The following is a 23496-nucleotide window of genomic DNA, read 5'->3' as shown; positions in this document are numbered from 1 at the left end:
TTCTATTCCTGAGTTTCACTGTACGGTAGCCCGAAAGCGGGCAAGAGTTCATTAAATTGGTCAAAGATATAATCCGGCTCACTCAGCGAAATGGACTCGCCATAGTTGTAGCCATATGTCAGACCGATTGAGTAGCAGCCTGCGGCTTTCGCAGCCTGGATATCATTGCGTGAGTCACCAACGAACAGCAGCTCAGCAGGCGTCAGCCCCAGTTTTTTCGCGACCAGAAGCAGCGGATCCGGGTGTGGTTTCTTGTTTTTTACATCATCACCGCCAATCACGACGGTAAAATATTTGCCGATGTCCAGCGCATCCAGAATAGGCGCGACAAACGGCGTTGGCTTGTTGGTTACCAGCGCTAACGGCAGGCCCTTTGCGTGCAGCGCGCCGAGCGTATCGGCAACCGCCGGGAACAAAAAGCTCCCCTCTTCGGCCACTTCTGCATAGTAGCGATCGAACAGCTTACGCAAAACCGTCAACTGCTCAGCCTGGGGGATATCGTCATGATCAACAGAAGGTTTGCCCTGCGAGGCGCGCAGCGTTGCGCGTTCCTGGCGAGCCCAGGTCAGAGCACGCTCCATCAGAACATCAGCTCCGTTGCCAATCCAGGTGATGACACGTGCTTCCCCGGCCATCGGCAGCTCCAGGGCATAAAGTGCGTTATCGACGGCAGCAGTCAGACCCGGCGCGCTGTCCACCAGCGTGCCGTCAAGGTCAAACGCTACGCCGCGAATGGTTTGCAACTTATCCATGGCTAACCTTCGCTAATTCGCTGCGCATTTGATCAACCACTTTTTTATAGTCCGGCTGATCGAAAATCGCCGACCCGGCAACAAACATATCCGCACCGGCCGCGGCAATCTCAGCAATATTGTTCACTTTCACGCCGCCATCAACTTCAAGACGAATATCGTAGCCAGATTCATCAATGCGACGACGGACTTCACGCAGTTTATCAAGGGTGTGCGGTATAAAAGACTGGCCGCCAAAGCCTGGGTTCACCGACATCAGCAGAATGACGTCCAGTTTATCCATTACGTAATCGAGATAGCTCAGGGACGTGGCAGGGTTAAACACCAGTCCAGCTTTACAGCCATTCTCTTTGATGAGTTGTAAAGTACGATCGACGTGCTCAGAAGCTTCCGGGTGGAAAGTAATGATGCTAGCGCCCGCAGCAGCAAAATCAGGGATGATGCGGTCAACAGGCTTGACCATCAAATGCACATCAATCGGCGCGGTGATACCGTAATTTCGCAGCGATTTCAGTACCATTGGACCGATGGTCAGATTCGGCACATAGTGGTTGTCCATTACGTCAAAGTGCACAACATCTGCACCTGCGGCCAACACGTTGGCGGTATCTTCACCCAAACGGGCAAAATCAGCCGACAGAATCGAAGGGGCAATCAAATACTGCTTCATCCGCATCTCCTTGAAATTTATTTGGTCTTGGGCGGACGGTACAGAGCCAGAAGCTCGTCCACCTTCTTACGTGTACCACCGTTACTGCTGATGCTGCGTCGAACCTTCACAATATGCATCTCAGCGGCATTTTTATACCACTCCTGAGTGAGCGGCGTGCGATGGTTTGAGATAAGCACAGGAATACGCTTTTTCACCAGCGATTCCGCCTTTTTTGCCAGCAACTCCTGCTGTTCCTGGCTAAAGCTATTCGTATGATAGGCCGTAAAATTCGCCGTTGACGACAGCGGCGCATAGGGTGGATCGCAATAAACAACAGAGCTGTTATCAGCTCGCTTCATACAGTCTTCATAAGATTCACAATGAAACTCTGCATGCTGTGCTTTCTCAGCGAAGTGGTGCAACTCGGCCTCTGGAAAGTAGGGCTTTTTATAGCGGCCAAACGGCACGTTAAACTCACCGCGCAGGTTGTAACGACACAGACCATTGTAGCCATGACGGTTCAGATAAAGGAACAGCACCGCGCGACGCAGCGGTTCCTGGCTTTGGTTGAACTCATCACGGAACTGGTAGTAACGTTCAGCGGCGTTATTTTCTGGCGTGAACATCTCACGCGCCGCCGTAACGTACTCATCGGTTTGCAGTTTGACTATGTTATACAGACTAATCAAATCACTATTGATATCAGCAAGGATATAACGAGAAAAGTCGGTATTAAGAAATACCGACCCGGCGCCCACAAAGGGCTCAATCAAGCAATCGCCCTGCGGCAAATGCTTTTTAATATCATCAAGCAGGGGGTATTTCCCCCCTGCCCATTTCAGAAAAGCGCGATTCTTTTTCATGCTGCCTAACTAATTACACATTCTCCGGCTGTGGAGAAAGCTCCGACAGCATCCAGCGCTTCAGACTACACAGCAGCATTATTTCAGGTCAGACTGGACCTGATGCAGCGGTTTTGCCCACGGGTTTTTCGCCTGTACATCTGCCGGCAGAGTCGCAACAGCGCGTTTAGCTTCATCTTTCGAAGCATAAATACCGCTCACCAGAACATACCAGGGTTGGCCGTTACGCGTAGTCTCATAGACAACATATTTTTCCAACTTCTCTTTCTTCGCCCAACTGTTGAGGTTGTTGTAGTTAGAGGAGCTGCTGAGCTGCAACGTGTAGTGCCCAGATGGCGCGGACTTCATAGAGCCAACATCACCAGTGCTTTTACTCGCAGCAGCAGTCGCTGCCGGAGCTGCGGTTGCCGTAGCAGTCGCGGCAGGCGTGGTAGTAGTAGCCGTTGACTGCGCCGGTTTAGTCTGTGCAGTTGCAACAGGTTTCGTCGGCTGAGCTGGTGTCGCTTTCGCCGGAGCCGTAGTCGCAACGCTTTCTACACGCTTCGGCTGGACTGGAGTCGGTTTAGGCTCGGCAGTCGTTTTCGCGGTGGCCTGCGGTTTTGGTTCGATAACCGTATGCTTACGCTCAGCTGGACGCGGTGTGGGTGTCGCCGCCGTCTGACGTTCCGTTGTCGCCTGGCGCGGGGCAGCACCATTACGAAGCGGAGCAACGGTAGCTGGTTCAGTTGGCAGAGTGGAATTCGCCACGGCACTATCAATCTGGCCCTGCTGCTGAGTCAGCGCATTGTTCAGGTCACCCTGAACTTCAACACGTTGCTGTCCCTGCGGCTCAGCAGCTGCTTGACCCTGAGTCGGGTTAGAGGCAATTGGCGGCAAAGAGACATCCTGCGGCTGTGAATTATTCGTCGCTGATGAATCCTGAGCTGTCGGCTGGGCATTATTATCCTGATCGCCGGATAAGCTAACGCTCTTCTCACCGGAAGCCGTTTGCTCACCAGATGAAGAGGAAGGTGATTTCAGCGCAGATCCGACGCCAACAATCAGCAGGAGAAGGACGAGGATCCCTACACCCATCATGATGTACTGACGGGAAGCAGGTTTGGCCGGCGCCTTCTTACGTTTACGCGGACGACGTTCAACCTGACGCTCTTCGGCATCGTCTTCGTCAGACTCTACGTCATCTTCATATTGTTCTTCATATTGTTCTTCATCGCGCTCACGGCGTGCTTTGCTACCGCGCGTCGGGCGACCATCGTCAGCATCATCAAGATCGACATCATCAAAATTGATTTGCGGATCGGCATCGCGCTCAGAAGACTGACGGGAACGACCAGCACGACGATCGTTGCGATCGGCTTTCATATCGTCTTCTGGTTTTAATTCATCCATTTAACACCCCACTAAAAGGCTTATGCTCACGACTATTGCATGTCACCTGAAATGATAACGCCGCGCGAACGCGGCCAGACCTTCTTATTGTTGCGCCTGCTGGGTATCAGCAATTGCGTCAAGAACAACATCATGCGGCACTCCGCCACGTATCTCGCTTTTCCCTATTGCGAGCGGTAGCACCAGCCGCATCTCGCCAGCCAGTACCTTTTTATCACGCATCATGTGAGGCAAATAGGCGTCTGCCGCCATCTCCAGCGGCCCATGCACCGGTAAACCAGCACGCTGCAACAAGCGAATAACTCGCTGCGTATCCTGTGCGCTGAACTGCCCTAAACGCTCGGACACATGCGCCGCCATCACCATACCGGCAGCCACAGCTTCACCATGCAGCCAGTTACCGTAGCCCATTTCAGCTTCGATCGCATGACCAAAAGTATGTCCAAGATTGAGTAAAGCACGTAACCCGGTTTCGCGCTCGTCGGCCGCGACTACTTCAGCTTTCAGCTCACAACAACGACGGATACAGTACGCCATCGCTTTTTCATCCAGCGCCATCAGCGCATCAATGTTGTTTTCCAGCCAATCGAAGAATTCGCCATCGAGGATAATGCCGTACTTTATGACTTCAGCCAGACCGGAGGACAGTTCGCGCGTCGGTAGTGTCTTGAGACAGTTGAGATCGACAACGACAGAAACTGGCTGCCAGAAGGCGCCAATCATATTTTTACCGAGAGGATGGTTTACAGCCGTTTTGCCGCCAACGGAGGAATCAACCTGCGACAACAGCGTAGTAGGGACCTGGATAAATCGCACGCCACGCTGATAGCTGGCCGCGGCAAATCCAGTTAAATCACCGATCACCCCACCGCCGAGCGCCACTAACGTCGTGTCGCGGCCGTGTGGTTTTTGCAACAGAGCGGTAAAAACAGTATCCATCACCGCCAGGCTTTTATACTGCTCACCGTCGGGAAGAATCACGCTGTCGACTTTTACTCCCGCTTGCTCCAGTACGGAACGAACGGTATCCAGATAAAGCGGCGCCAGCGTTTCATTGGTGACCAGCATAACCTGGTCGCCTGATTGCAGTGGCTGGAAGGAAGCTGGATCGTTAAACAAACCAGCCGCGATGGTAATCGGGTAACTACGTTCCCCGAGGGTTACAGTAAGCCTCTCCATAACGCGACGTCCACCTCAGTTGCTTTTACTCTGACGCACTTTATTAAGCCAGAATCAGTTGCTTTCCAGCATATGAATAATCTGGTTTGCTACCACTTTTGCGCTTTGATCGTCGGTGCGGATAGTGACATCAGCAATCTCTTCATACAGCGGATTGCGTTCATCTGCCAACGCTTCAAGAACTTCGCGAGGCGGCGCATCAACTTGTAATAAAGGACGCTTTTTATCGCGCTGTGTACGGGCAAGCTGCTTTTCGATAGTTGTTTCCAGGTAGACCACCACGCCGCGGGCGGAGAGACGGTTACGCGTTTCACGGGATTTTACAGAGCCGCCGCCAGTCGCCAGCACAATTCCCTGTTTTTCCGTCAACTCATTGATGATTTTTTCTTCACGATCGCGGAAGCCGTCTTCGCCTTCTACATCAAAGACCCAACCCACATCAGCGCCAGTGCGTTTCTCAATTTCTTGATCAGAATCGTAAAATTCCATGTTGAGCTGTTGGGCTAACTGGCGCCCAATAGTGCTTTTGCCGGCACCCATAGGCCCAACCAGAAAGATATTGCGTTTCTCTGCCATTTTTTTGGTACTACTAAGACTATTCGTTAATGATAAACCCGCTTCGCAAAGATCCAACGCAGCAGGACATGAACTGAAACCTCATATGCAATAGAGCGAGAGTCAGACTGAAAATTATCTCAATACTCCGGCTGGTTTGGCAACAGAATAAATCACCGGACAATATAAGGGAGGATTGATGTCGTACCCGACTCTCAAATCGGTACCCCTTGTATGCTAAATCCGTCCTCACGTCAAACACCTGAAATGTGTTTAGCATGAAAAAACCGCTTAATTCACTGCCAGTATACGTGGAGTAATGAAGACAACCAGTTCACGTCGTTCGTTATCTTTGCCGTCACGGCGAAATAATTGCCCAAGCCATGGGATGTCGCTAAGTAGGGGAATACCATCGCGAGAAGATTTATTTTTTTGCGAAAAAATTCCTCCCAAGGCCAGGGTCTCACCGCTTTTCACTTCGACCTGCGTTTCAATTTCCTGTTTATCGATAGCCAGCGCTTCGCCATTTTCCTGTTTAAGAATTTGTCCTGGCGTGTTTTCGCTAATTCTGAGTTTTAAACGCACCCGATTTTGCTGTAGCACCGTCGGCGTAACCTCCATCCCCAACACTGCCTCTTTAAACTCAACGGAAGTTGCACCGCTTTCACCACTAGAAACCTGATAAGGAATCTCGCTCCCCTGTTTGATGCTAGCGGGCTGCATATGTGAAGCCAGCAGTCGTGGACTGGCGATAATTTGTACCTGCTGCTTTTTCTCAAGAGCGGAAAGCTCCAGTTCTAATAGCCGCCCGTTAATACGCCCGATATTAAATCCCACTCGCGTACTGACATCGCCGACCGCCAGGTTGCTGCTTAAGGTGGTGAATTTACCCGATCCTGGCGGACTGCTGGCTTCGGCCAGGTTCCACTTCACCCCCAGCTCGCGCAGGCTGGTTTCGCTCATTGAGACAATATGCGCCGCCAGCTCTACCTGACCGACAGGCAAGTCCATCTCCAGCGCCCATGCTTTCAAGACAGGGATATGCTGGACATCATCACGAATTAGCAGACGATTGGTTCGTTTATCGACGGTGAGATGTCCGCGAGCGCTCAGCAATTTCTCTCCGGCTTTAGCGAGATCCCCCGCATCAGCATAACGCAAGGCCACACTGTGATCCTGTAGAGGGAGATTCTGTAAACGTTTATCTCTTTCCGCTTCAAGCTGCACCTGTCGCGCATTTTGCCAGGCAAGGGTGTGAACATACAGCACCGTACCTTGTTGGGTTAACGTCAGCCCGGCACTATCGATTACGGAACGCAGCGCTTGTTGCCAGGGGACATTTTTTAGATGTAGCGATACCGTACCGCTGACGCCCGGTGCCACTACCAGGTTTTTCTGTTTAAGTTCCGCCAGAGTTTGTAATACTTGAGCTACCGGTGCGTCATCGACGACCAGCGACACGGGTTGATCTTTTTTTGCCGCCATTACCATCAGTGGCAACAGCAGAAACAGCAGGCTTATCCATCGCATCATTTTTTATTCCTTCACGCTGCCAGGCCCACTGGGCGGGTTCACATCCTGGTCCCGTAGTTATTTCAATTCTCTGCGCCGTCAGGAGCGTGATTCGCCAGTTTGTCGGCAACGTTTCATCCACTCTTACTCGACGCCACTTCCCGGCGCTGTCCTGCAAAATGCCAATATGCAATTGCGGATCGCTGATAGCTCCACCGTAGCGCCATTGGCTCAATTGTGCCGTTCGACAGCCATCAACCGCAGGCTGGAATGGATCGCGTCCTCCAGCCATCAGCGAGAGCGGCAGCAAAAGTAAACTCCACCACTTACTCTGCATCTTGCGCCTCCAGCTGCAGGGTCTGCTTTTCCGGGTGCAGTGAAAATGCCGTAGCCTGCATCCCGCAACGTGCCAGCCAGGAAAATAGCGCGGGTACCGATTGCCAGTTAACCTCCAGCAGCATCTCACCACCCCGCCCAACTGGCCGCCAGGATACAAGTACCGCTCCGACGACTGGCAGATCAAGCGGCGTAAAGGTTTCGGTTTTCGCTTCGTCCGTTCTGGTACTGTTTAGCGCAGCCTGTAGCGGCAACAGTTTTCGCCATTGTTCTTGTATTCGCAGCGAGCCGCCAGAGTGTATTTTTGGCGGCGAGGTTTGTAGCCACATAAAAGCCCCTACGATGAGAGCTAAAACGATGGACAGCACTAACAGAATTTTGCCGTCCGTTAGCCAGCTCTCAGTGTTCACCCGCATCTGTGCGCTCTCCCGCCATAGAAAAGCTAAACAACCAGCGCCCTTCGCTATCTCGATGGGTTTCACCCGCTTTGGCCGGATGAAAGCCGCTAATGCCTTCCAGCGCTTTTTCCAGGGTTGTTAATGCTTTCAGGTTTAACGTCAGCCCGCCAAGCGTGAGCGCATTTTGTCGATATTCCAGACGGGTGAGCCAGGCCTGCTCCGGTAAGCGGGCAGCGACCTCCAGCAATCTTGGCTGCCATGCTGCGGTTATCTCTCGGCGCTGCTGGCGCTGACGGAGCCGTTTGTACTGCTGTAATCGTTGACGCATAACACGCTCACGCTGCTGGAACGCGTTATAAAGCTGGCTTTCGGCACTCGCTCTCTCCGCCTCAAGCGAGTGACTGACCCGGCTGTTCATTCGTGATGCGAACCACGCCATAAGCAGAACAAGCAGGAACCCGACGAGTAATAACCCTCCCGAACGCAGACGCTGCCGTCGACGGGTTTCACGCCAGGGAAGAAAGTTAACAATCTGGCTCATCGTTAACGCGCACCCAACGCAAGGCCCAGCGCAACCGTAAAGCTATCGCCACAGGGCGGAAGCGGAGGCTGCAGACGATGTATTACGCTCCAGGCATCAAAGCTTTGCCCGTCGAACGATTCGGAAGTACAGAGGCGAAACTCACCGGCGTTAACCTGTGAAACCAGCCGGGGAAAAGAAGGGGTTTCGCTGCATAAATTCCATCCCCAGTTATCTGCGGTAGCCCACAGCCAGGTCGATTCATCTCGCCATGCCAGTCCATGAGTTTCAGCCGGTAGCCAGGGAAAAAAGGCGCTGAGTACGCTGGCATCCGGAACAATTCCGGCGACTCTTAACTTGAGTCGCTCCGCAAGGCGACGCAGCGCGTCAACGTCTAAGCGCTGCGCCGCCGTTACCTGCCAGCCATCACCCGTTCCGGTAGCCGAATAATCAACACATAATGAGGAAGCTGGCATTTCCAACTGCTGCGCCATCGCGCTGCTGATCCATGTTGCCTGTTCGCTTTCTCTTAACGAGACCTGAGGACGCGGCAAACGCTTTTGCAACGTGCGCGCCGCCGGGAGCGCAATACAAACCTGATGCTGCATTGGCAGCTCGCGCCGCCAGCTTTGCAACTGTCGGGCCAGCGCCTCAACGTCGACAACCACTCCCTGACGCACGGTGCCGGGCGTCAGGGGAATAATCCACCAGCGCCGCAGTGCCCAGCGGGAGCGTTCAAACAACAGCGCTACGATGGCAATACGGTCCTGCTGAATATGCATTCCTATGCGCCAGTTTCTAAAAGCCATGCCTACGATCTCCTTATCCGCCAATATGGTTCGCTATATCAATGCACCAGGCTTGCCTTTATACTACTGCGCGTTTGTTTATAAACTGCCCAATTAAAACTAAATGAGAAATCTCCGGTGAAGTTCGTAAAGTATCTTTTCATCCTTGCAGTCTGTTGCGTACTGCTGGGAGCAGGCTCGATTTTTGGTCTCTATAAATATATAGAGCCGCAGCTTCCTGACGTCGCTACCCTGAAGGATGTGCGTCTGCAAATCCCGATGCAGGTTTACAGTGCGGATGGCGAGCTGATTGCGCAATATGGCGAGAAACGCCGTATCCCTGTCACCTTGCAGCAAATACCACCTGAGCTAATAAAAGCGTTTATCGCCACTGAAGACAGCCGATTTTATGAGCATCATGGCGTTGATCCGGTCGGTATTTTCCGCGCCGCCAGCGTCGCCATGTTCTCCGGTCACGCCTCACAGGGTGCCAGCACCATCACTCAGCAACTGGCGCGTAACTTCTTCCTGAGTCCAGAAAAGACGCTGATACGTAAGGTCAAAGAGGTCTTTCTCGCAATCCGCATCGAACAGTTGCTCAATAAAGACGAAATTCTTGAGCTGTACCTGAATAAAATCTATCTCGGCTACCGCGCCTATGGCGTCGGCGCAGCCGCGCAGGTTTATTTTGGTAAATCCGTCGATCAGCTCACTCTGAGCGAGATGGCAGTGATTGCGGGTTTGCCGAAAGCTCCTTCAACCTTTAACCCGCTCTACTCCATGGACCGCGCCACCGCCCGCCGTAACGTCGTTCTGTCGCGTATGCTGAGTGAAGGCTACATCACGCAGTCGCAGTACGATCAGGCGCGCAGCCAGGCTATCGACGCACGCTATCATGCGCCGGAAATCGCCTTCTCAGCCCCCTACCTCAGCGAAATGGTGCGTCAGGAAATGGTCAATCGCTACGGCGAACTGGCTTATGAAGATGGTTATCGTGTCTACACCACCATCACCCGGAAAAACCAGCAGTCTGCCCAACAGGCGGTACGTAACAACGTTCTGGATTACGATATGCGCCACGGCTATCGCGGCCCGGCCAGCGTATTGTGGAAAGTGGGTGAAACGCCATGGGATAACCAGAAAATCATTGCTGCGCTGAAAAAGATACCGGGCTCTGGCCCTCTCTCCCCGGCGGTAATCACTTCGGCAAATCCGCAGGAGGCCGTTGCTCTGTTGAGCAACGGAACATCGGTATCGCTGAATATGTCAGGGGTTCGCTGGGCGCGTCGGTTTGTTTCTGATACTCAGCAAGGCGCTACACCGCGCAAAGTGACCGATGTCCTGCAAACCGGGCAACAAATTTGGGTCCGCCAGGTTGGCAGCGACTGGTGGCTGTCTCAGGTACCGGATGTGAACTCGGCGCTGGTATCCATCAACCCGCAAAACGGCGCGATTATTGCGCTGGTCGGTGGTTTTGATTTCAACCAAAGTAAGTTCAACCGTGCGACTCAGGCCTTACGCCAGGTCGGTTCTAACATTAAGCCGTTCCTCTATACTGCAGCGATGGATAAAGGCTTAACGCTGGCGAGCATGCTTAATGATGTGCCTATTTCCCGTTGGGATGCGGGTTCTGGCTCTGACTGGCGGCCGAAAAACTCACCTCCGCAATATGCTGGTCCTATCCGTTTACGCCAGGGGCTGGGTCAATCGAAGAACGTCGTCATGGTTCGCGCCATGCGTGCCATGGGCGTGGACTACGCCGCAGAGTACCTCCAGCGCTTCGGCTTCCCGGCACAGAACATCGTGCGAACCGAATCACTGGCGCTGGGTTCAGCGTCTTTCACACCGTTACAGGTCGCTCGCGGTTATTCGGTGATGGCGAACGGAGGTTTCCTGGTTAGCCCGTATTTCATCAGTAAAATTGAGAACGATCAGGGCGGCGTCATTTTCGAAGAACGACCGAAAATTGCCTGCCCGCAGTGCAATTCGCCAGTGATTTACGGTGATACACCAAAATCAGACGTGCTGGAAAATAAAGACGTCGAGGACGTTGCCACCTCTCAGGAACCGCAAAACGCCAGCGTTCCGCCGCAGCCACAGCTTGAGCAGGCCAACCAGTCACTGGTCGCGCAGAGTGGCGCTCCTGAGTATGCGCCGCACGTGATCAATACGCCGTTGGCCTTCCTGATCAAGAGCGCCCTTAACACCAATATTTTCGGCGAACCCGGCTGGATGGGCACCGGCTGGCGTGCGGGTCGCGACCTGCAACGTCACGATATCGGCGGTAAGACAGGGACCACCAACAGCTCGAAAGATGCGTGGTTCTCCGGCTATGGCCCTGGCGTGGTGACGTCGGTATGGATTGGCTTTGATGACCACCGCCGCGATCTGGGTCGTACAACCGCCTCAGGCGCAATCAAAGATCAGATTTCTGGCTACGAGGGTGGAGCCAAAAGCGCCCAGCCGGCCTGGGATGATTTTATGAAAAAGGTTCTGGAAGGCGTACCGGAGGAGCCGTTAACGCCGCCGCCGGGCATCATCACGGTGAATATCGACCGCAGCACCGGCCAGTTGGCCAGCGGAGGTAACAGCCGCGCTGAGTACTTTATCGAAGGCACCCAGCCCACCCAGCAGGCGGTTCATGAAGTCGGCACCACCATCACCGATGGCGGCGGCGAAACCCACGAACTGTTCTGACAAAAAAGCGCCTGCGGGCGCTTTTTCTTTGCTTAATACTTTATTTCGCGACTGGCTACAGTCGGCCCTGCTCCTGCAACCATTCGCGCAACAGGAACAGCGCACTGACGTTACGAGCCTCATGAAAGTCCTCTTCATCAAGCAGCGCCATTAGCTGCGATAGCGGCCAGCGAACCTGCGGTAGCGGCTCTGGCTCATCGCCCGGTAGTGATTCCGGATAAAGGTCTTCCGCCACCAGAATATTCATCTTGCTGGAGAAATAAGATGGGGCCATGCTCAACTTTTTCAAAAACGTCAGCTTTTGCGCGCCAAAACCGACCTCTTCTTTCAGCTCACGGTTGGCAGCCTCGAGCACGCTTTCACCCGGGTCAATCAGGCCTTTCGAAAAGCCTAATTCATAGGACTCGGTCCCAACAGCGTACTCGCGAATCAATATAATATGGTCATCGACAATCGGCACAATCATCACGGCTTCACGAGTAGAGGGCCGCATCCGTTCATACACCCGGCGAACGCCGTTGCTGAACTCAAGGTCCACGCTTTCAACGTTAAAAAGTCGCGAACGCGCTACCGTTTCAACATTGAGAATGGTGGGTTTTTGTAATGATTTGCTCATTGTCATCGGTCTATGCTGTGATTACAGAGGTCATTGTGCGACACGCAGCACGGTTTCGGCAATTCAATTCGCCACTAATTTACATAGTTGCAACTTTATAGTTTTAGATGTAATTGATACAAAGACCAAAAAGTCAATAGGTTGAATGGTATTTGAGAATTTACCGATTCCTGGATTTTAACGTTTTTGATAAGGTTGTATGCTGCTGTGCTACACAATGATTTTTCCCGTTTTTACATGACAGATGCCGATTGCGTACACCTGGTTTACTTAAGTGTGAATGGCAACCAACGATACCAGTAAGAAAAGAATAACTATGATGGGATGGGCATGGGCACCTTTCTGATTTTTTTGACAGCTCTGCTAATCTGCGCGTTGCTTATAGGCTGGTGGTATCGATCGCATGCCAGACGCCGCCGCCTTCCTCTGTTGCATGCCTTCAGTGACGCCGCGACGCGCAAGCTTTCTGATGAAGAGCACAGCGCCGTAGAAAAATACCTCGAAGGCCTCAGCCGCAATCAGCAATTGCCAGCCTCAGGTGCCAGTATTGCACCGGTAAATATCGCGTTGAACGAACAGAGTGACACCGTTTTTACCGTTACTCGCGCAATTACTCGCTATGGCATCAACACTGACGACCTGAATAAATGGCGCTACTTCCTTGATTCAGTGGAAATTCATCTTCCTCCGTTCTGGGAACAACATATCAATGATGAAAACAGCGTTGAATTAATTCCAACCGATAGCCTGCCCCTGGTCATTGCCCTTAATGGCCAAACGCTAAGCGACTATCCGCAAGAATCTCTCGGGTTTGCTCTCGAACGCACCTCCGCAACCCAGGCATCGATTCGTGGGGAAGAGAGCGAGCAAATTGAACTGCTAAGCATTCGTCCGGAAACATCGGAAGAACATGCGCTCAGCCGCCCCGACGGCCTTCGTGAAGCCGTTCTGATCGTTGCAGCTTTCCTGCTGTTTTATTGCAGCCTGATAAGCCCCGATGTGTTTTCCCCGTGGCTATTAGGCGGTGGTTTACTGCTGCTACTCGCTGGTGTCTGGGGTATCTACGCTCCGCCGCGCAAAATGTCGCTACGAGAAATTCACTGCCTGCGCGGCATGCCCAAGCGCTGGGGATTATTTGGCGAAAATAACCAGGAACATATCAACAATATCTCCCTCGGTATTATCGACCTGATCTATCCGCGCCACTGGCAACCGTGGATTACGCAGGATCTCGGCCAACAAACGGATGTAGACATCTACCTCAGCCGTCACGTCGTTCGCCAGGGGCGTTTCCTGTCGCTGCATGATGAAGTTAAAAACTTCCCGCTTCAGTACTGGCTACGTAGTGCGATTATTGCCGCAGGAGCGCTGCTGGTGGTAGTGATGCTGTGGGCAAGCGTGCCGCTGAATATGCCCTTTAAGTTCACCCTGTCGTGGCTGAAAGGTGCGCAAACTATCGAAGCCACAACGGTTGCCCAACTGGATAAGTCGCAGGTCCGCATCGGCGATACGCTGCGCCTGAAAGGAACCGGCATGTGTAATATCCACACGCCAGGAACCTGGACGGCAAAAGAGAACTCGCCGTTTATGCCCTTCGACTGTTCGCAAATCATCTGGAATGATGCGCCTCCCCTGCCGCTGCCGGAATCCGACATCGTCAGTAAGGCCAGCGCACTGATGCAAACCGTTCAACGCCAGCTCCATCCCGAGTCGAATGATGAATCTCGCGTTAGCCCGGCGCTGCGTTCCGCTATTCAGAAATCCGGGATGGTACTGCTCGACGACTTTGGCGATATCGTCATAAAAACAAGTGACCTGTGTTCAGCAAAAGACGACTGCGTTCGCCTGAAAAATGCGCTGGTTAACCTCGGCAACACGCGCAACTGGGAAACTCTGACCAAACGCGCCAATACGGGCAAGCTGGATGGCGTCAACGTGCTGCTACGCCCGGTAAGCGCAGAATCACTGGAGAATCTGGTCACCACCTCCACCGCGCCGTTTGTCAGCCGTGAAACGTCACGTGCGGCCCAGGCGCTAAACAGTCCGGCCCCTGGTGGTTTTTTAATTGCCAGCGATGAAGGCAGCGACCTGGTGAATCAGCCATGGCCGACGACCGGACTATACGATTACCCCGCTCACCAACAGTGGAACGAACTGCAGCGACTGGCGGGAATGCTGATGCATACATCGTTTCATGCGGAAGGAATCGTCACAAATCTTTATACCGATGCCAACGGTACGCAGCATATCAACCTGCACCGTATTCCCGACCGCACCGGTCTGTGGCGTTATCTGGGAACAACTCTACTGCTGCTGGTGATGCTGGGCTGTATGGGGTATCACGGTATCCAAGCAATTCGTCGCTACCAGCGTCACCGTCAGCGTCAGGAAGAGATCCAGAAGTATTACGAAAGCTGCCTGAATCCGGTTCTACTTTCCTCTCCAGACCCGCAAGATTAATTCTCTGCGCGACGCGGTGTGATACCCTGTCGCGCAATTCCCCCCTCGTTGGAGACTTACCATGCACTTTGATATCGCCTGGCAGGAGGTTGATACCGTTCTGCTGGATATGGACGGCACGCTGCTCGACCTCGCCTTCGACAACTATTTCTGGCAAAAACTGGTTCCGGAAACCTGGGGGGCGACGCAAGGCCTCAACCTGCAGGAAGCCAGAGAGGCGATGTACCAGGAATATCACGCTGTGCAACATACGCTAAACTGGTACTGCCTGGACTACTGGAGCGAGCGCCTGGGTTTGGATATTTGTGCGATGACCAGCGAGCAGGGGCCACGAGCCGCACTGCGTGATGATACCGTTCCGTTCCTTGATGCGCTTAAAGCCAGCGGCAAACGCCGTATTTTGCTGACTAACGCCCATCCACATAATCTGGCGGTAAAGCTGAAGCACACCGGGCTGGATGCGCACCTTGATTTATTACTTTCCACCCACACATTTGGTTATCCGAAAGAAGATCAGCGGTTGTGGCGTGCCGTTGCTGAGGAAACCGGCTTCAACGCGCGCAAAACGCTCTTTGTTGACGACAACGAGGCGATTCTGGATGCGGCCGAAGAGTTTGGCATTCGTTATTGCCTGGGCATAACCAACCCCGATTCCGGGCTGGCTGAAAAAAGCTACGCTCGCCATCCAGGGCTAAATGACTACCGACATCTGATTCCCTCACTGACCCCGCAGGAGAGGCCATGAAAGAAAAACCCGTCGAAGCCGTCAGGCTGGACAAATGGCTTTGGGCAGCCCGCATTTATAAAACCCGCGCCTTGGCGCGCGAGATGATCGAAGGCGGCAAGGTGCACTACAACGGCCAGCGCAGTAAACCGGGAAAAGTTGTCGAGCTGAACGCCTCCCTGACGCTACGCCAGGGCAATGACGAACGTATCATCGTGGTAAAAGGCATTACCGAACAGCGCAGACCTGCCAGCGAAGCCGTCGCACTCTATGAAGAGACGGCTGCGAGCATCGAGAAACGCGAGAAAATGGCGCTGGCGCGGAAAATGAACGCGCTAACCATGCCGCATCCCGACAGACGTCCGGATAAGAAAGAACGCCGCGACCTGATGAGATTTAAACACGGCGATAGTGAATAACTGTGGCCAGCAAGAGAGATTATTATGACTCAACACGATCAATTACATCGCTATCTGTTTGAAAACTATGCCGTGCGCGGTGAGCTGGTAACAGTTTCAGAAACTTTAGAACAGATTCTGACAAACCATAGCTACCCGCAGCCGGTTAAAACCGTGCTGGCAGAACTGCTGGTTGCGACCAGCCTGCTGACCGCCACGCTGAAGTTTGCCGGTGATATTACCGTTCAACTGCAGGGCGATGGTCCACTATCGCTGGCAGTGATTAACGGCAACAACCAACAGCAGATGCGCGGCGTGGCTCGCATGCAGGGCGAGATCCCGGAAGGGGCCGACCTGAAGACGATGGTGGGTAACGGATATCTGGTCATTACTATCTCTCCAGACGAAGGCGAGCGCTATCAGGGCGTAGTCGGTCTGGAAGGCGATACGCTAGCGGCTTGCCTGGAAGATTACTTCCAGCGCTCTGAGCAATTGCCAACTCGACTGATCATTCGTAGCGGCGAACACGAAGGCAAACCGATGGCTGGCGGCATGCTGCTGCAGGTTCTGCCCGCACAAGACGCGCAGGCGGCTGATTTCGAACACCTGAGCACGCTAACCGAAACCATCAAAGCTGAAGAGTTGTTTACTCTGCCAGCAAACGATGTGCTCTGGCGCCTGTACCATGAAGAAGAAGTCACCGTTTACGAGCCGCAGAACGTCGAGTTTAAATGTACCTGCTCTCGTGAACGCTGCGCTGGTGCGCTGAAAACGCTGCCTGATGAAGAGATCGATAGTATTCTGGCCGATGAAGGAGAAATCGACATGCACTGCGATTATTGCGGTAGTCATTATGTCTTCAATGCGATGGATATTGCCGAGATCCGCAATAACGCCTCACCGGCCGATCCGCAGATCCACTAATCGTTCATCTCGCCAGGGGTTTGGTCGAGGTTTTCCTCCGCCGCTCCTGGCGTCAAGTTTTTTTATCTGCGAGATGAATCGATTCCCCCTGAAAGTATTACGTAATTTTATTTCAGGTAAGCGATTACATTCACATTTCAATAGTTTTTTTAATTACTTTTTAACCATTAAGAAACATCTCCCCCCACCAAAGCCCTATTTCCTGAGATAATCCCCCACGCTTCGTGACAGGAGTCACAACGTTTTTCGTAAGTATGCCGTTTGTCGAGATACGTAAATCTATGAGCCTGGTCGCGGTCTATACCCCGTAATAACCCCTACAATTTAAAGCAGTACATATTGGCTAAGGAGCAGTGACATGCGCGTTAATAATGGTTTAACCCCGCAGGATCTCAAGGCTTATGGTATCAATGACGTCCAGGATATCGTCCACAACCCCAGCTACGATACTTTGTATCAGGAAGAGCTAGCCCCCAATCTGGAAGGTTATGAACGAGGCATATTAACCAATCTTGGTGCTATCGCTGTCGATACCGGTATTTTCACCGGCCGTTCTCCAAAAGATAAGTATATTGTTCGTGACGATACCACCCGCGATACCGTGTGGTGGTCTGACAAAGGCAAGGGCAAGAACGACAACAAACCGCTCTCTGAGGAAACGTGGCAGCACCTGAAGGGACTGGTTACCCGCCAGCTCTCCAACAAGCGTCTGTTTATCGTTGACGCTTTCTGCGGCGCTAATGCTGACACTCGCCTGAGCGTCCGCTTTATTACCGAGGTCGCCTGGCAGGCGCATTTCGTGAAGAATATGTTTATTCGCCCAAGCGATGAGGAACTGGCGACCTTCGAGCCCGATTTCATCGTGATGAACGGTGCAAAATGCACTAACCCGCAGTGGAAAGAGCAGGGACTCAACTCCGAAAACTTCGTCGCCTTCAATCTGACCGAACGCATTCAGCTGATTGGCGGGACCTGGTACGGCGGCGAAATGAAAAAAGGGATGTTCTCCATCATGAACTACCTACTGCCGTTACAGGGCATCGCTTCCATGCACTGCTCCGCCAACGTTGGGGAAAAAGAGGATGTCGCTATCTTCTTCGGCCTTTCCGGTACCGGCAAAACCACTCTCTCTACCGACCCAAAACGCCGCCTGATTGGCGATGACGAACACGGTTGGGATGACGACGGGGTATTTAACTTCGAAGGCGGCTGCTACGCGAAGACGATTAAGCTTTCCGAAGCCGCAGAGCCTGATATCTACCATGCAATTCGCCGTGATGCGCTGCTGGAGAACGTCGTAGTGCTGGCCGACGGCACGATCGATTTTAATGACGGTTCGAAGACCGAAAACACCCGCGTCTCTTATCCGATCAACCATATCGAGAACATTGTTAAGCCGATCTCTAAAGCGGGCCATGCCACCAAGGTTATCTTCCTGACCGCTGATGCGTTCGGTGTACTGCCGCCGGTTTCTCGCCTGACCGCCGACCAAACCCAGTACCACTTCCTGTCTGGCTTTACCGCTAAACTGGCCGGTACCGAGCGTGGTGTGACGGAGCCGACGCCAACCTTCTCCGCCTGCTTCGGCGCGGCTTTCCTGTCGCTACACCCGACGCAATATGCAGAAGTGCTGGTCAAGCGCATGCAGGCTTCTGGCGCGCAGGCCTATCTGGTCAACACTGGCTGGAACGGCACCGGCAAACGTATCTCGATTAAAGATACCCGCGCCATTATCGACGCCATCCTCGACGGTTCGCTCGATGATGCCGAAACCTTCACTCTGCCGATGTTTGAGCTGCAAATCCCAACCGAGCTGCCGGGCGTGGATACTCATATCCTTGACCCACGCAATACCTACGGTTCGCCAGAGCAGTGGCAGGAGAAGGCCGAGCAGTTAGCGAAGCTGTTCGTTGAGAACTTTGAGAAGTATACCGATACGCCAGCAGGCGCAGCGCTGGTTGCCGCAGGGCCGAAACGCTAAAACGGTTCATCAGTAACAGAAAAGCCGGGAATCACTTCCCGGCTTTTTAATGCACTTAGAATGGCTATCAGGCTGGCTTTTTCTTACTTGCCGCCTTACGCCGCTTATCCAGATCCTTAATCAGCTTATTCACCTGCTCGTCGGCAAACATTGCTTCCAGCGTGGTAGAGAGCTTACGACGCCAGTTTGGATATTCCGTACTGGTGCCCGGAATATTGACCGGCTCGGCCATCTCCAGCCAATCCTCCGGCTGCAGGCCCAACAGCGCGCTGTTGCTGTCGGCAATATAGCGCTGCATCCCGCGATTGAGGGTCGACGTCATCGCCATCAGCGACGCTTTATGCCCGGTACGCTTTGGCAGGCAACCGTAGCGATGCAGTGCATCCAGCAGCCCCTGTTTTGCCAGCTCGCGATCCTGGTACAGTCCGCGTAACACCACCTCATCCGGATACAGTCCCAACGATTTACCCAAGGTCAGGTCGCCGCTTTCCCAGTAGCCGCGCAGCGTTGGCAGGTCATGCGTCGTTGCCACAGCCATTGATTGCTCCGGATACGCCTTCGGCGCACGGAAAGTTTTCTCGTGGTCATTTTCGAAATAGAGCACTTTGTAGGAGTAGACGCCGCTTTTACGCAACTTACCGACGATTTCAACCGGTACGGTACCCAGATCTTCACCGATCACCATACAGCGATGACGCTTACTCTCCAGCGCCAGAATCGACAGCAGGTCATCCACCGGATATTGCACGTAGGCACCGTGGTCAGCCGTTTCACCGTAGGGGATCCACCACAGACGCAGCACCGACATCACGTGATCGATGCGCAGCGCGCCGCAGTTTTGCATATTAGCGCGCAGCAGTTCGATAAACGGCTCGTAGGCGCGCGACACGATGATATGCGGATCCATCGGCGGCAGGCCCCAGTTTTGCCCCAGCGGGCCCAAAATATCCGGCGGCGCGCCGACGGAAGCTTTCAGGCAGTAGAGCTCGCGGTCACACCAGGTTTCTGCCCCGCCTTCCGCAACGCCAACCGCCAGGTCACGATACAGGCCAATTGGCATGGCATCGTTTTGACTGGTATGCCAGCATTCGGCAAACTGGGTGTAAGCCAGCCACTGCAGCCAAAGGTAAAAATTCACCTCATCGGCATGCTCAGCGCAAAACGCTTTCACTTCCGGGCTATGGGTATCCTGATAAGCCTTCGGCCAGGCGGGCCAGCCCCAGCGCATCGGATCCTGCTTAACCTGCCAGGCATGAAGCGCGTCAAACGCCGCCTGCCAGTACAGACTTTCGCCCTCACGCGTCACAAACTGACGAAACTCTGCTGTTGCTTCATCATTGCGCGCGGAGAAACCTTTCCACGCCATGCGCAGCGCGGTGATTTTCAACGCGGTCACGGCGCTATAGTCAACGTCATCGGTCTCACGCGCAGCCTGTAACGCCCGCTGCGTAGCCGGTGATTGCCACCATTTCTGCGCCTCTTTGCTCTGACGGAAATCGTCTACCGCATTAACATCAATATAGATAACATTGAGCCAGCGGCGTGAAGAGGGGCTGTACGGGCTGGCGCTTTCCGGGTTAGCCGGATAGAGCGCGTGAATCGGGTTGAGGCCGATAAACGAACCGCCGCGACGGGCGATTTCCGGTAACATAACGCGTAAATCACCGAAATCACCAATTCCCCAGTTTTTCTCCGAGCGCAGCGTATAAAGCTGCACGCAGGTACCCCACAGCTTCTTGCCATCCTTCAGCGCCTGCGGCTCGTAGCAGCGCACGGGTGCGACGATAGCCCGGCAGTGCCAGCGATCGCCGTCCTGAGTCAGCGTCAGCGTGTGATACCCTTCCGGCAGCCTTGCTGGCAGCGGCAGCGTTTCACCGCCGCGTACCTGGCCTTGATACTGTTTGCCATCTTCAGTAGTGAGGATCCAGTGGAACTCACCCTGACCTGCCACCGGCAAAGACATCTTTTTGCCGTGGGTAAACACCTGCACCACAGGAAGTGGATTAACCGCCACCTTCGTGGCGATTGTTGTACGATGCATCGCATCAAGCAGGCGCTGCTTGGTGGTTGCCGCGATCGACTGCGGCTTACCATGGGCGTTGATATAGCTTGGGCTGATTCCCGCCGCCAGGGCAGCGTTATCAAGGCGTTTAGTCTCCATAGGCCTGTCCTTAGCGTTTTGCCTGCCAGATACGTTGCTGATAATCGCGAATGGAGCGGTCAGAGCTGAACATGCCGCAGCGCGCAGTATTCAGAATCGTCGCGCGAGTCCAGGCCTCCTGGTCGCGATACAGCTCATCAACCTGCTTCTGCGCCGCCACGTAGGCTTCGAAATCTGCCAGCACCAGGTACGGGTCACCCCCTTTCAGCAGGCTATGCAGCATCTGGTCGAAAGCATGCTTATCGCCATCGCTATATTTACCGCTTTCCAGCTCCTTGAGCACCGCATCCAGCAGTTTGTCTTTCTTACGCCATTTCAGCGGATCGTAACCTTTGGCCTTCAGGGCTTTCACTTCTTCCACGGTATGGCCGAAGATAAAGATGTTTTCTTCCCCTACCTGCTCAGCGATTTCAACGTTCGCGCCGTCCAGGGTTCCGACAGTCAGCGCGCCGTTCAGCGCCAGCTTCATGTTGCCGGTACCGGAGGCCTCTTTGCCCGCAGTAGAAATCTGCTCAGAGACATCCGCCGCTGGGATCAGCATTTCTGCCGCCGACACGCAATAGTCCGGCAGGAACACGACCTTCAGCTTATCGCCAACCAGCGGATCGTTGTTGATCGCTTCAGCAACTTTATTGATCGCCCAGATAATATTCTTCGCCAGGTAGTAGCCCGGAGCCGCCTTCGCGCCGAACAGGAACACACGTGGTACGCGGTCTGCCTGCGGATTTTCACGAATATCTTTGTACTGCGCGAGGATATTCAACAGGTTGAGGTGCTGACGTTTGTACTCGTGCAGACGCTTAATCTGGATATCGAAAATCGCCTGCGGGTTAATCTCGATACCGGTACGCCGCTTCACAAACTCCGCCAGGCGAACCTTGTTGGCCAGCTTAATGTCGCGGTACGTCTGACGGAAATTCGCATCGTCAGCGTATTTTTCGAGGTTAATCAGCTGGTCGAGGTCGTTGGCCCACTCTTTCTTCAGCGTCTTATCCAGCAGCGCGGCCAGAGCCGGGTTGCACTGTTTGATCCAGCGGCGCGGAGTAATACCGTTGGTGACGTTATGGAATTTATTCGGCCACAGCTGGTGATATTCCGGGAACAGATCTTTCACCACCAGGTCGGAGTGCAGCGCAGCAACGCCGTTGACTGCAAAGCCGCTCACCACGCACATGTTCGCCATACGAACCTGTTTGTCATGCACTACCGCCAGCTTCGCCCAAACCTGCTTGTCGCCCGGCCAGGTTTTATCCACCAGCTTTTTAAAGCGGTCGTTAATCTCTTTGATAATCTGCATGTGACGCGGCAGCAGCGCTTTCACCAGCTTCTCATCCCAGCACTCCAGCGCTTCCGGCATCAGGGTGTGGTTGGTATAGGCGAAAGTTTTGCTGGTGATCGCCCACGCGTCGTCCCAGCTCAGCTGATGCTCGTCGATCAGCACGCGCAGCAGTTCCGGGATCGCAATTGTCGGGTGAGTATCGTTAAGTTGAATAACTTCATAATCCGCCAGTTGCGCCAGCTTGCGACCCGCCAGATGATGGCGACGCAGGATATCGGCAACCGAACAGGCGCACTGGAAGTACTGCTGCATCAGACGCAGTTTTTTGCCCGCCTGATGGTTATCGTTCGGATAGAGGACTTTCGTCAGTTTTTCCGCGTCGATACCCTGCTGTTCAGCACGCAGGAAATCGCCGTCATTGAATTTGGTCAGGTTAAACGGATGCGCGTGTTTGGCTTGCCACAGACGCAGCGGTTGCGCGACGTTGTTGCGATAGCCCAGCACCGGCAGATCCCAGGCTTCGCCAGTAATCACGAATGCCGGTACCCATTCGCCGCCTTTGGTGACTTTACCGCCGAGTCCAACCTGCACATCCAGCGCTTCATTGTGGCGGAACCACGGGTAGCTGCTACGCCCCCAATCATCCGGCGCTTCCATCTGCTGACCATCAGCAAAAGATTGACGGAACAGGCCGTATTGATAGTTCAGGCCGTAACCGGTCGCCGACTGGCCGACGGTCGCCATAGAATCGAGGAAACATGCCGCCAGACGGCCCAGGCCGCCGTTGCCCAGACCCGGGTCGATCTCCTCTTCCAGCAGGTCAGTCAGGTTGACGTCATGCGTCTGAAGCTCATCACTCACCCCTTGATACCAGCCAAGGTTGAGCAAATTGTTGCCGGTCAGACGACCAATCAGAAACTCCATGGAGATGTAGTTTACATGGCGCTGCCCTTCGGCCGGTTTCACGACCGGTTGAGCCGACAACAGCTCGGCCAGCGCGCCGCTCACGGCACGCCACCATTGGCACTGGGTCATCTCACAAGCGGACTGTAATCCAAAATGCTGCCACTGACGCGTCAGTGCAGCCTGAAACTGAGCTTTGTTAAAAGTAGTCTGTGACATAAGAAATCCGGGTCCTTTACTAAAACAGTTAGCGCTAGTGTGCCGACCTCCCGGAGTCACGTCCTCATCCCGCCAGGGATTAGCCGGGGAGGAGTAGCAGGGATGAGCGAAAAGTGTGATCTTAGGCACTATTACGTTAGCTTACTGGCGAAATTATGCTGGAAAATTCGCCACATCGGAACAACAATTC

20 protein-coding genes are annotated in these 23496 nt (G+C 53.7%); 6 read left to right on the top strand and 14 right to left on the bottom strand.

The annotated features are described in order from the left end of the window. Positions 1-2 precede the first annotated feature (2 nt). The 11 genes from gph to DA718_RS02220 form a co-directional block, all read right to left on the bottom strand. Positions 3-752, bottom strand: coding sequence for a phosphoglycolate phosphatase (gene gph / locus DA718_RS02275; protein ID WP_112214767.1), 750 nt, complete (start codon positions 750-752; stop codon positions 3-5). Further along, entirely contained in the window at positions 745-1422 is a 678-nt protein-coding gene (gene rpe / locus DA718_RS02270; RefSeq protein ID WP_110274962.1) for a ribulose-phosphate 3-epimerase, read from the bottom strand. The genes gph and rpe overlap by 8 nt, the downstream gene beginning before the upstream one ends. Before the next feature lie 17 nt (positions 1423-1439). Next, positions 1440-2267 carry an adenine-specific DNA-methyltransferase gene (gene dam / locus DA718_RS02265; protein ID WP_112214768.1) on the bottom strand — a complete coding sequence of 276 codons (828 nt, stop codon included), beginning with the start codon at positions 2265-2267 and terminating at the stop codon, positions 1440-1442. A 78-nt stretch (positions 2268-2345) separates the two neighbouring features. Next, on the bottom strand, positions 2346-3656 hold the full coding sequence (damX, locus tag DA718_RS02260) for a cell division protein DamX (RefSeq protein WP_112214769.1): 1311 nt from the start codon (positions 3654-3656) through the stop codon (positions 2346-2348). 84 nt (positions 3657-3740) lie between these two features. Next, entirely contained in the window at positions 3741-4835 is a 1095-nt protein-coding gene (aroB, locus tag DA718_RS02255) for a 3-dehydroquinate synthase (RefSeq protein WP_112214770.1), read from the bottom strand. A 54-nt stretch (positions 4836-4889) separates the two neighbouring features. Then, positions 4890-5411, bottom strand: coding sequence for a shikimate kinase AroK (gene aroK / locus DA718_RS02250; protein WP_004106441.1), 522 nt, complete (start codon positions 5409-5411; stop codon positions 4890-4892). Positions 5412-5681: 270 nt separating this feature from the next. Continuing rightward, a complete protein-coding gene (gene hofQ / locus DA718_RS02240; protein ID WP_112214771.1) occupies positions 5682-6923 on the bottom strand; it encodes a DNA uptake porin HofQ in 1242 nt (413 codons plus the stop codon). Further along, the gene (locus DA718_RS02235) at positions 6832-7239 is read right to left on the bottom strand and encodes a HofP DNA utilization family protein (protein ID WP_112214772.1); all 408 of its coding nucleotides are present in this window, start codon (positions 7237-7239) and stop codon (positions 6832-6834) included. The genes hofQ and DA718_RS02235 overlap by 92 nt, the downstream gene beginning before the upstream one ends. Next, the gene (locus DA718_RS02230) at positions 7229-7654 is read right to left on the bottom strand and encodes a HofO family protein (RefSeq protein WP_112214773.1); all 426 of its coding nucleotides are present in this window, start codon (positions 7652-7654) and stop codon (positions 7229-7231) included. The genes DA718_RS02235 and DA718_RS02230 overlap by 11 nt, the downstream gene beginning before the upstream one ends. Beyond that, positions 7638-8177, bottom strand: coding sequence for a PilN domain-containing protein (locus tag DA718_RS02225; RefSeq protein WP_112214774.1), 540 nt, complete (start codon positions 8175-8177; stop codon positions 7638-7640). Before DA718_RS02225 ends, DA718_RS02230 begins: the two co-directional genes overlap by 17 nt. A 2-nt stretch (positions 8178-8179) precedes the next feature. Continuing rightward, positions 8180-8965 (bottom strand): type IV pilus biogenesis protein PilM, encoded by a 786-nt coding sequence (locus DA718_RS02220; RefSeq protein ID WP_112214775.1) that lies wholly within the window; start codon positions 8963-8965, stop codon positions 8180-8182. A gap of 117 nt (positions 8966-9082) precedes the next feature. Here DA718_RS02220 and mrcA point away from each other — a divergent pair, with 117 nt between their 5' ends. Continuing rightward, positions 9083-11641, top strand: a complete 2559-nt coding sequence (mrcA, locus tag DA718_RS02215; protein WP_112214776.1) for a peptidoglycan glycosyltransferase/peptidoglycan DD-transpeptidase MrcA — start codon at positions 9083-9085, stop codon at positions 11639-11641. 55 nt (positions 11642-11696) lie between these two features. Here mrcA and nudE read toward each other — a convergent pair whose 3' ends face one another. Next, on the bottom strand, positions 11697-12257 hold the full coding sequence (gene nudE, locus DA718_RS02210) for an ADP compounds hydrolase NudE (protein WP_110275067.1): 561 nt from the start codon (positions 12255-12257) through the stop codon (positions 11697-11699). Between the two features lie 330 nt (positions 12258-12587). Between nudE and DA718_RS02205 the strand changes: the two genes are divergently transcribed. The 5 genes from DA718_RS02205 to pckA all read left to right on the top strand — a co-directional run bounded on the left by DA718_RS02205 (position 12588) and on the right by pckA (position 18744). Further along, a complete protein-coding gene (locus tag DA718_RS02205; RefSeq protein ID WP_112214777.1) occupies positions 12588-14717 on the top strand; it encodes an intracellular growth attenuator family protein in 2130 nt (709 codons plus the stop codon). A gap of 61 nt (positions 14718-14778) precedes the next feature. Further along, complete coding sequence (yrfG, locus tag DA718_RS02200; protein WP_112214778.1) at positions 14779-15462, top strand: GMP/IMP nucleotidase; 684 nt, start codon at positions 14779-14781, stop codon at positions 15460-15462. After that, positions 15459-15860, top strand: a complete 402-nt coding sequence (gene hslR / locus DA718_RS02195; protein WP_112214779.1) for a ribosome-associated heat shock protein Hsp15 — start codon at positions 15459-15461, stop codon at positions 15858-15860. Before yrfG ends, hslR begins: the two co-directional genes overlap by 4 nt. Before the next feature lie 18 nt (positions 15861-15878). Beyond that, positions 15879-16763 (top strand): Hsp33 family molecular chaperone HslO, encoded by an 885-nt coding sequence (gene hslO / locus DA718_RS02190; RefSeq protein ID WP_185928537.1) that lies wholly within the window; start codon positions 15879-15881, stop codon positions 16761-16763. A gap of 358 nt (positions 16764-17121) precedes the next feature. Beyond that, the gene (gene pckA, locus DA718_RS02180; protein WP_112214781.1) at positions 17122-18744 is read left to right on the top strand and encodes a phosphoenolpyruvate carboxykinase (ATP); all 1623 of its coding nucleotides are present in this window, start codon (positions 17122-17124) and stop codon (positions 18742-18744) included. Positions 18745-18811: 67 nt separating this feature from the next. On the opposite strand, the gene malQ is transcribed toward pckA, so the two are convergent. Together malQ and malP are read right to left on the bottom strand one after the other, a co-directional pair. Further along, positions 18812-20905 (bottom strand): 4-alpha-glucanotransferase, encoded by a 2094-nt coding sequence (gene malQ / locus DA718_RS02175; RefSeq protein WP_112214782.1) that lies wholly within the window; start codon positions 20903-20905, stop codon positions 18812-18814. A gap of 10 nt (positions 20906-20915) precedes the next feature. Further along, the gene (malP, locus tag DA718_RS02170) at positions 20916-23306 is read right to left on the bottom strand and encodes a maltodextrin phosphorylase (RefSeq protein ID WP_112214783.1); all 2391 of its coding nucleotides are present in this window, start codon (positions 23304-23306) and stop codon (positions 20916-20918) included. Between the last annotated feature and the right edge of the window lie 190 nt (positions 23307-23496).

This window comes from Klebsiella huaxiensis (assembly GCF_003261575.2).
Classification (GTDB): domain Bacteria; phylum Pseudomonadota; class Gammaproteobacteria; order Enterobacterales; family Enterobacteriaceae; genus Klebsiella; species Klebsiella huaxiensis.
The sequence above is the reverse complement of the archived record's forward strand: the minus strand, read 5'-3'. Positions and strand labels throughout refer to the sequence as shown.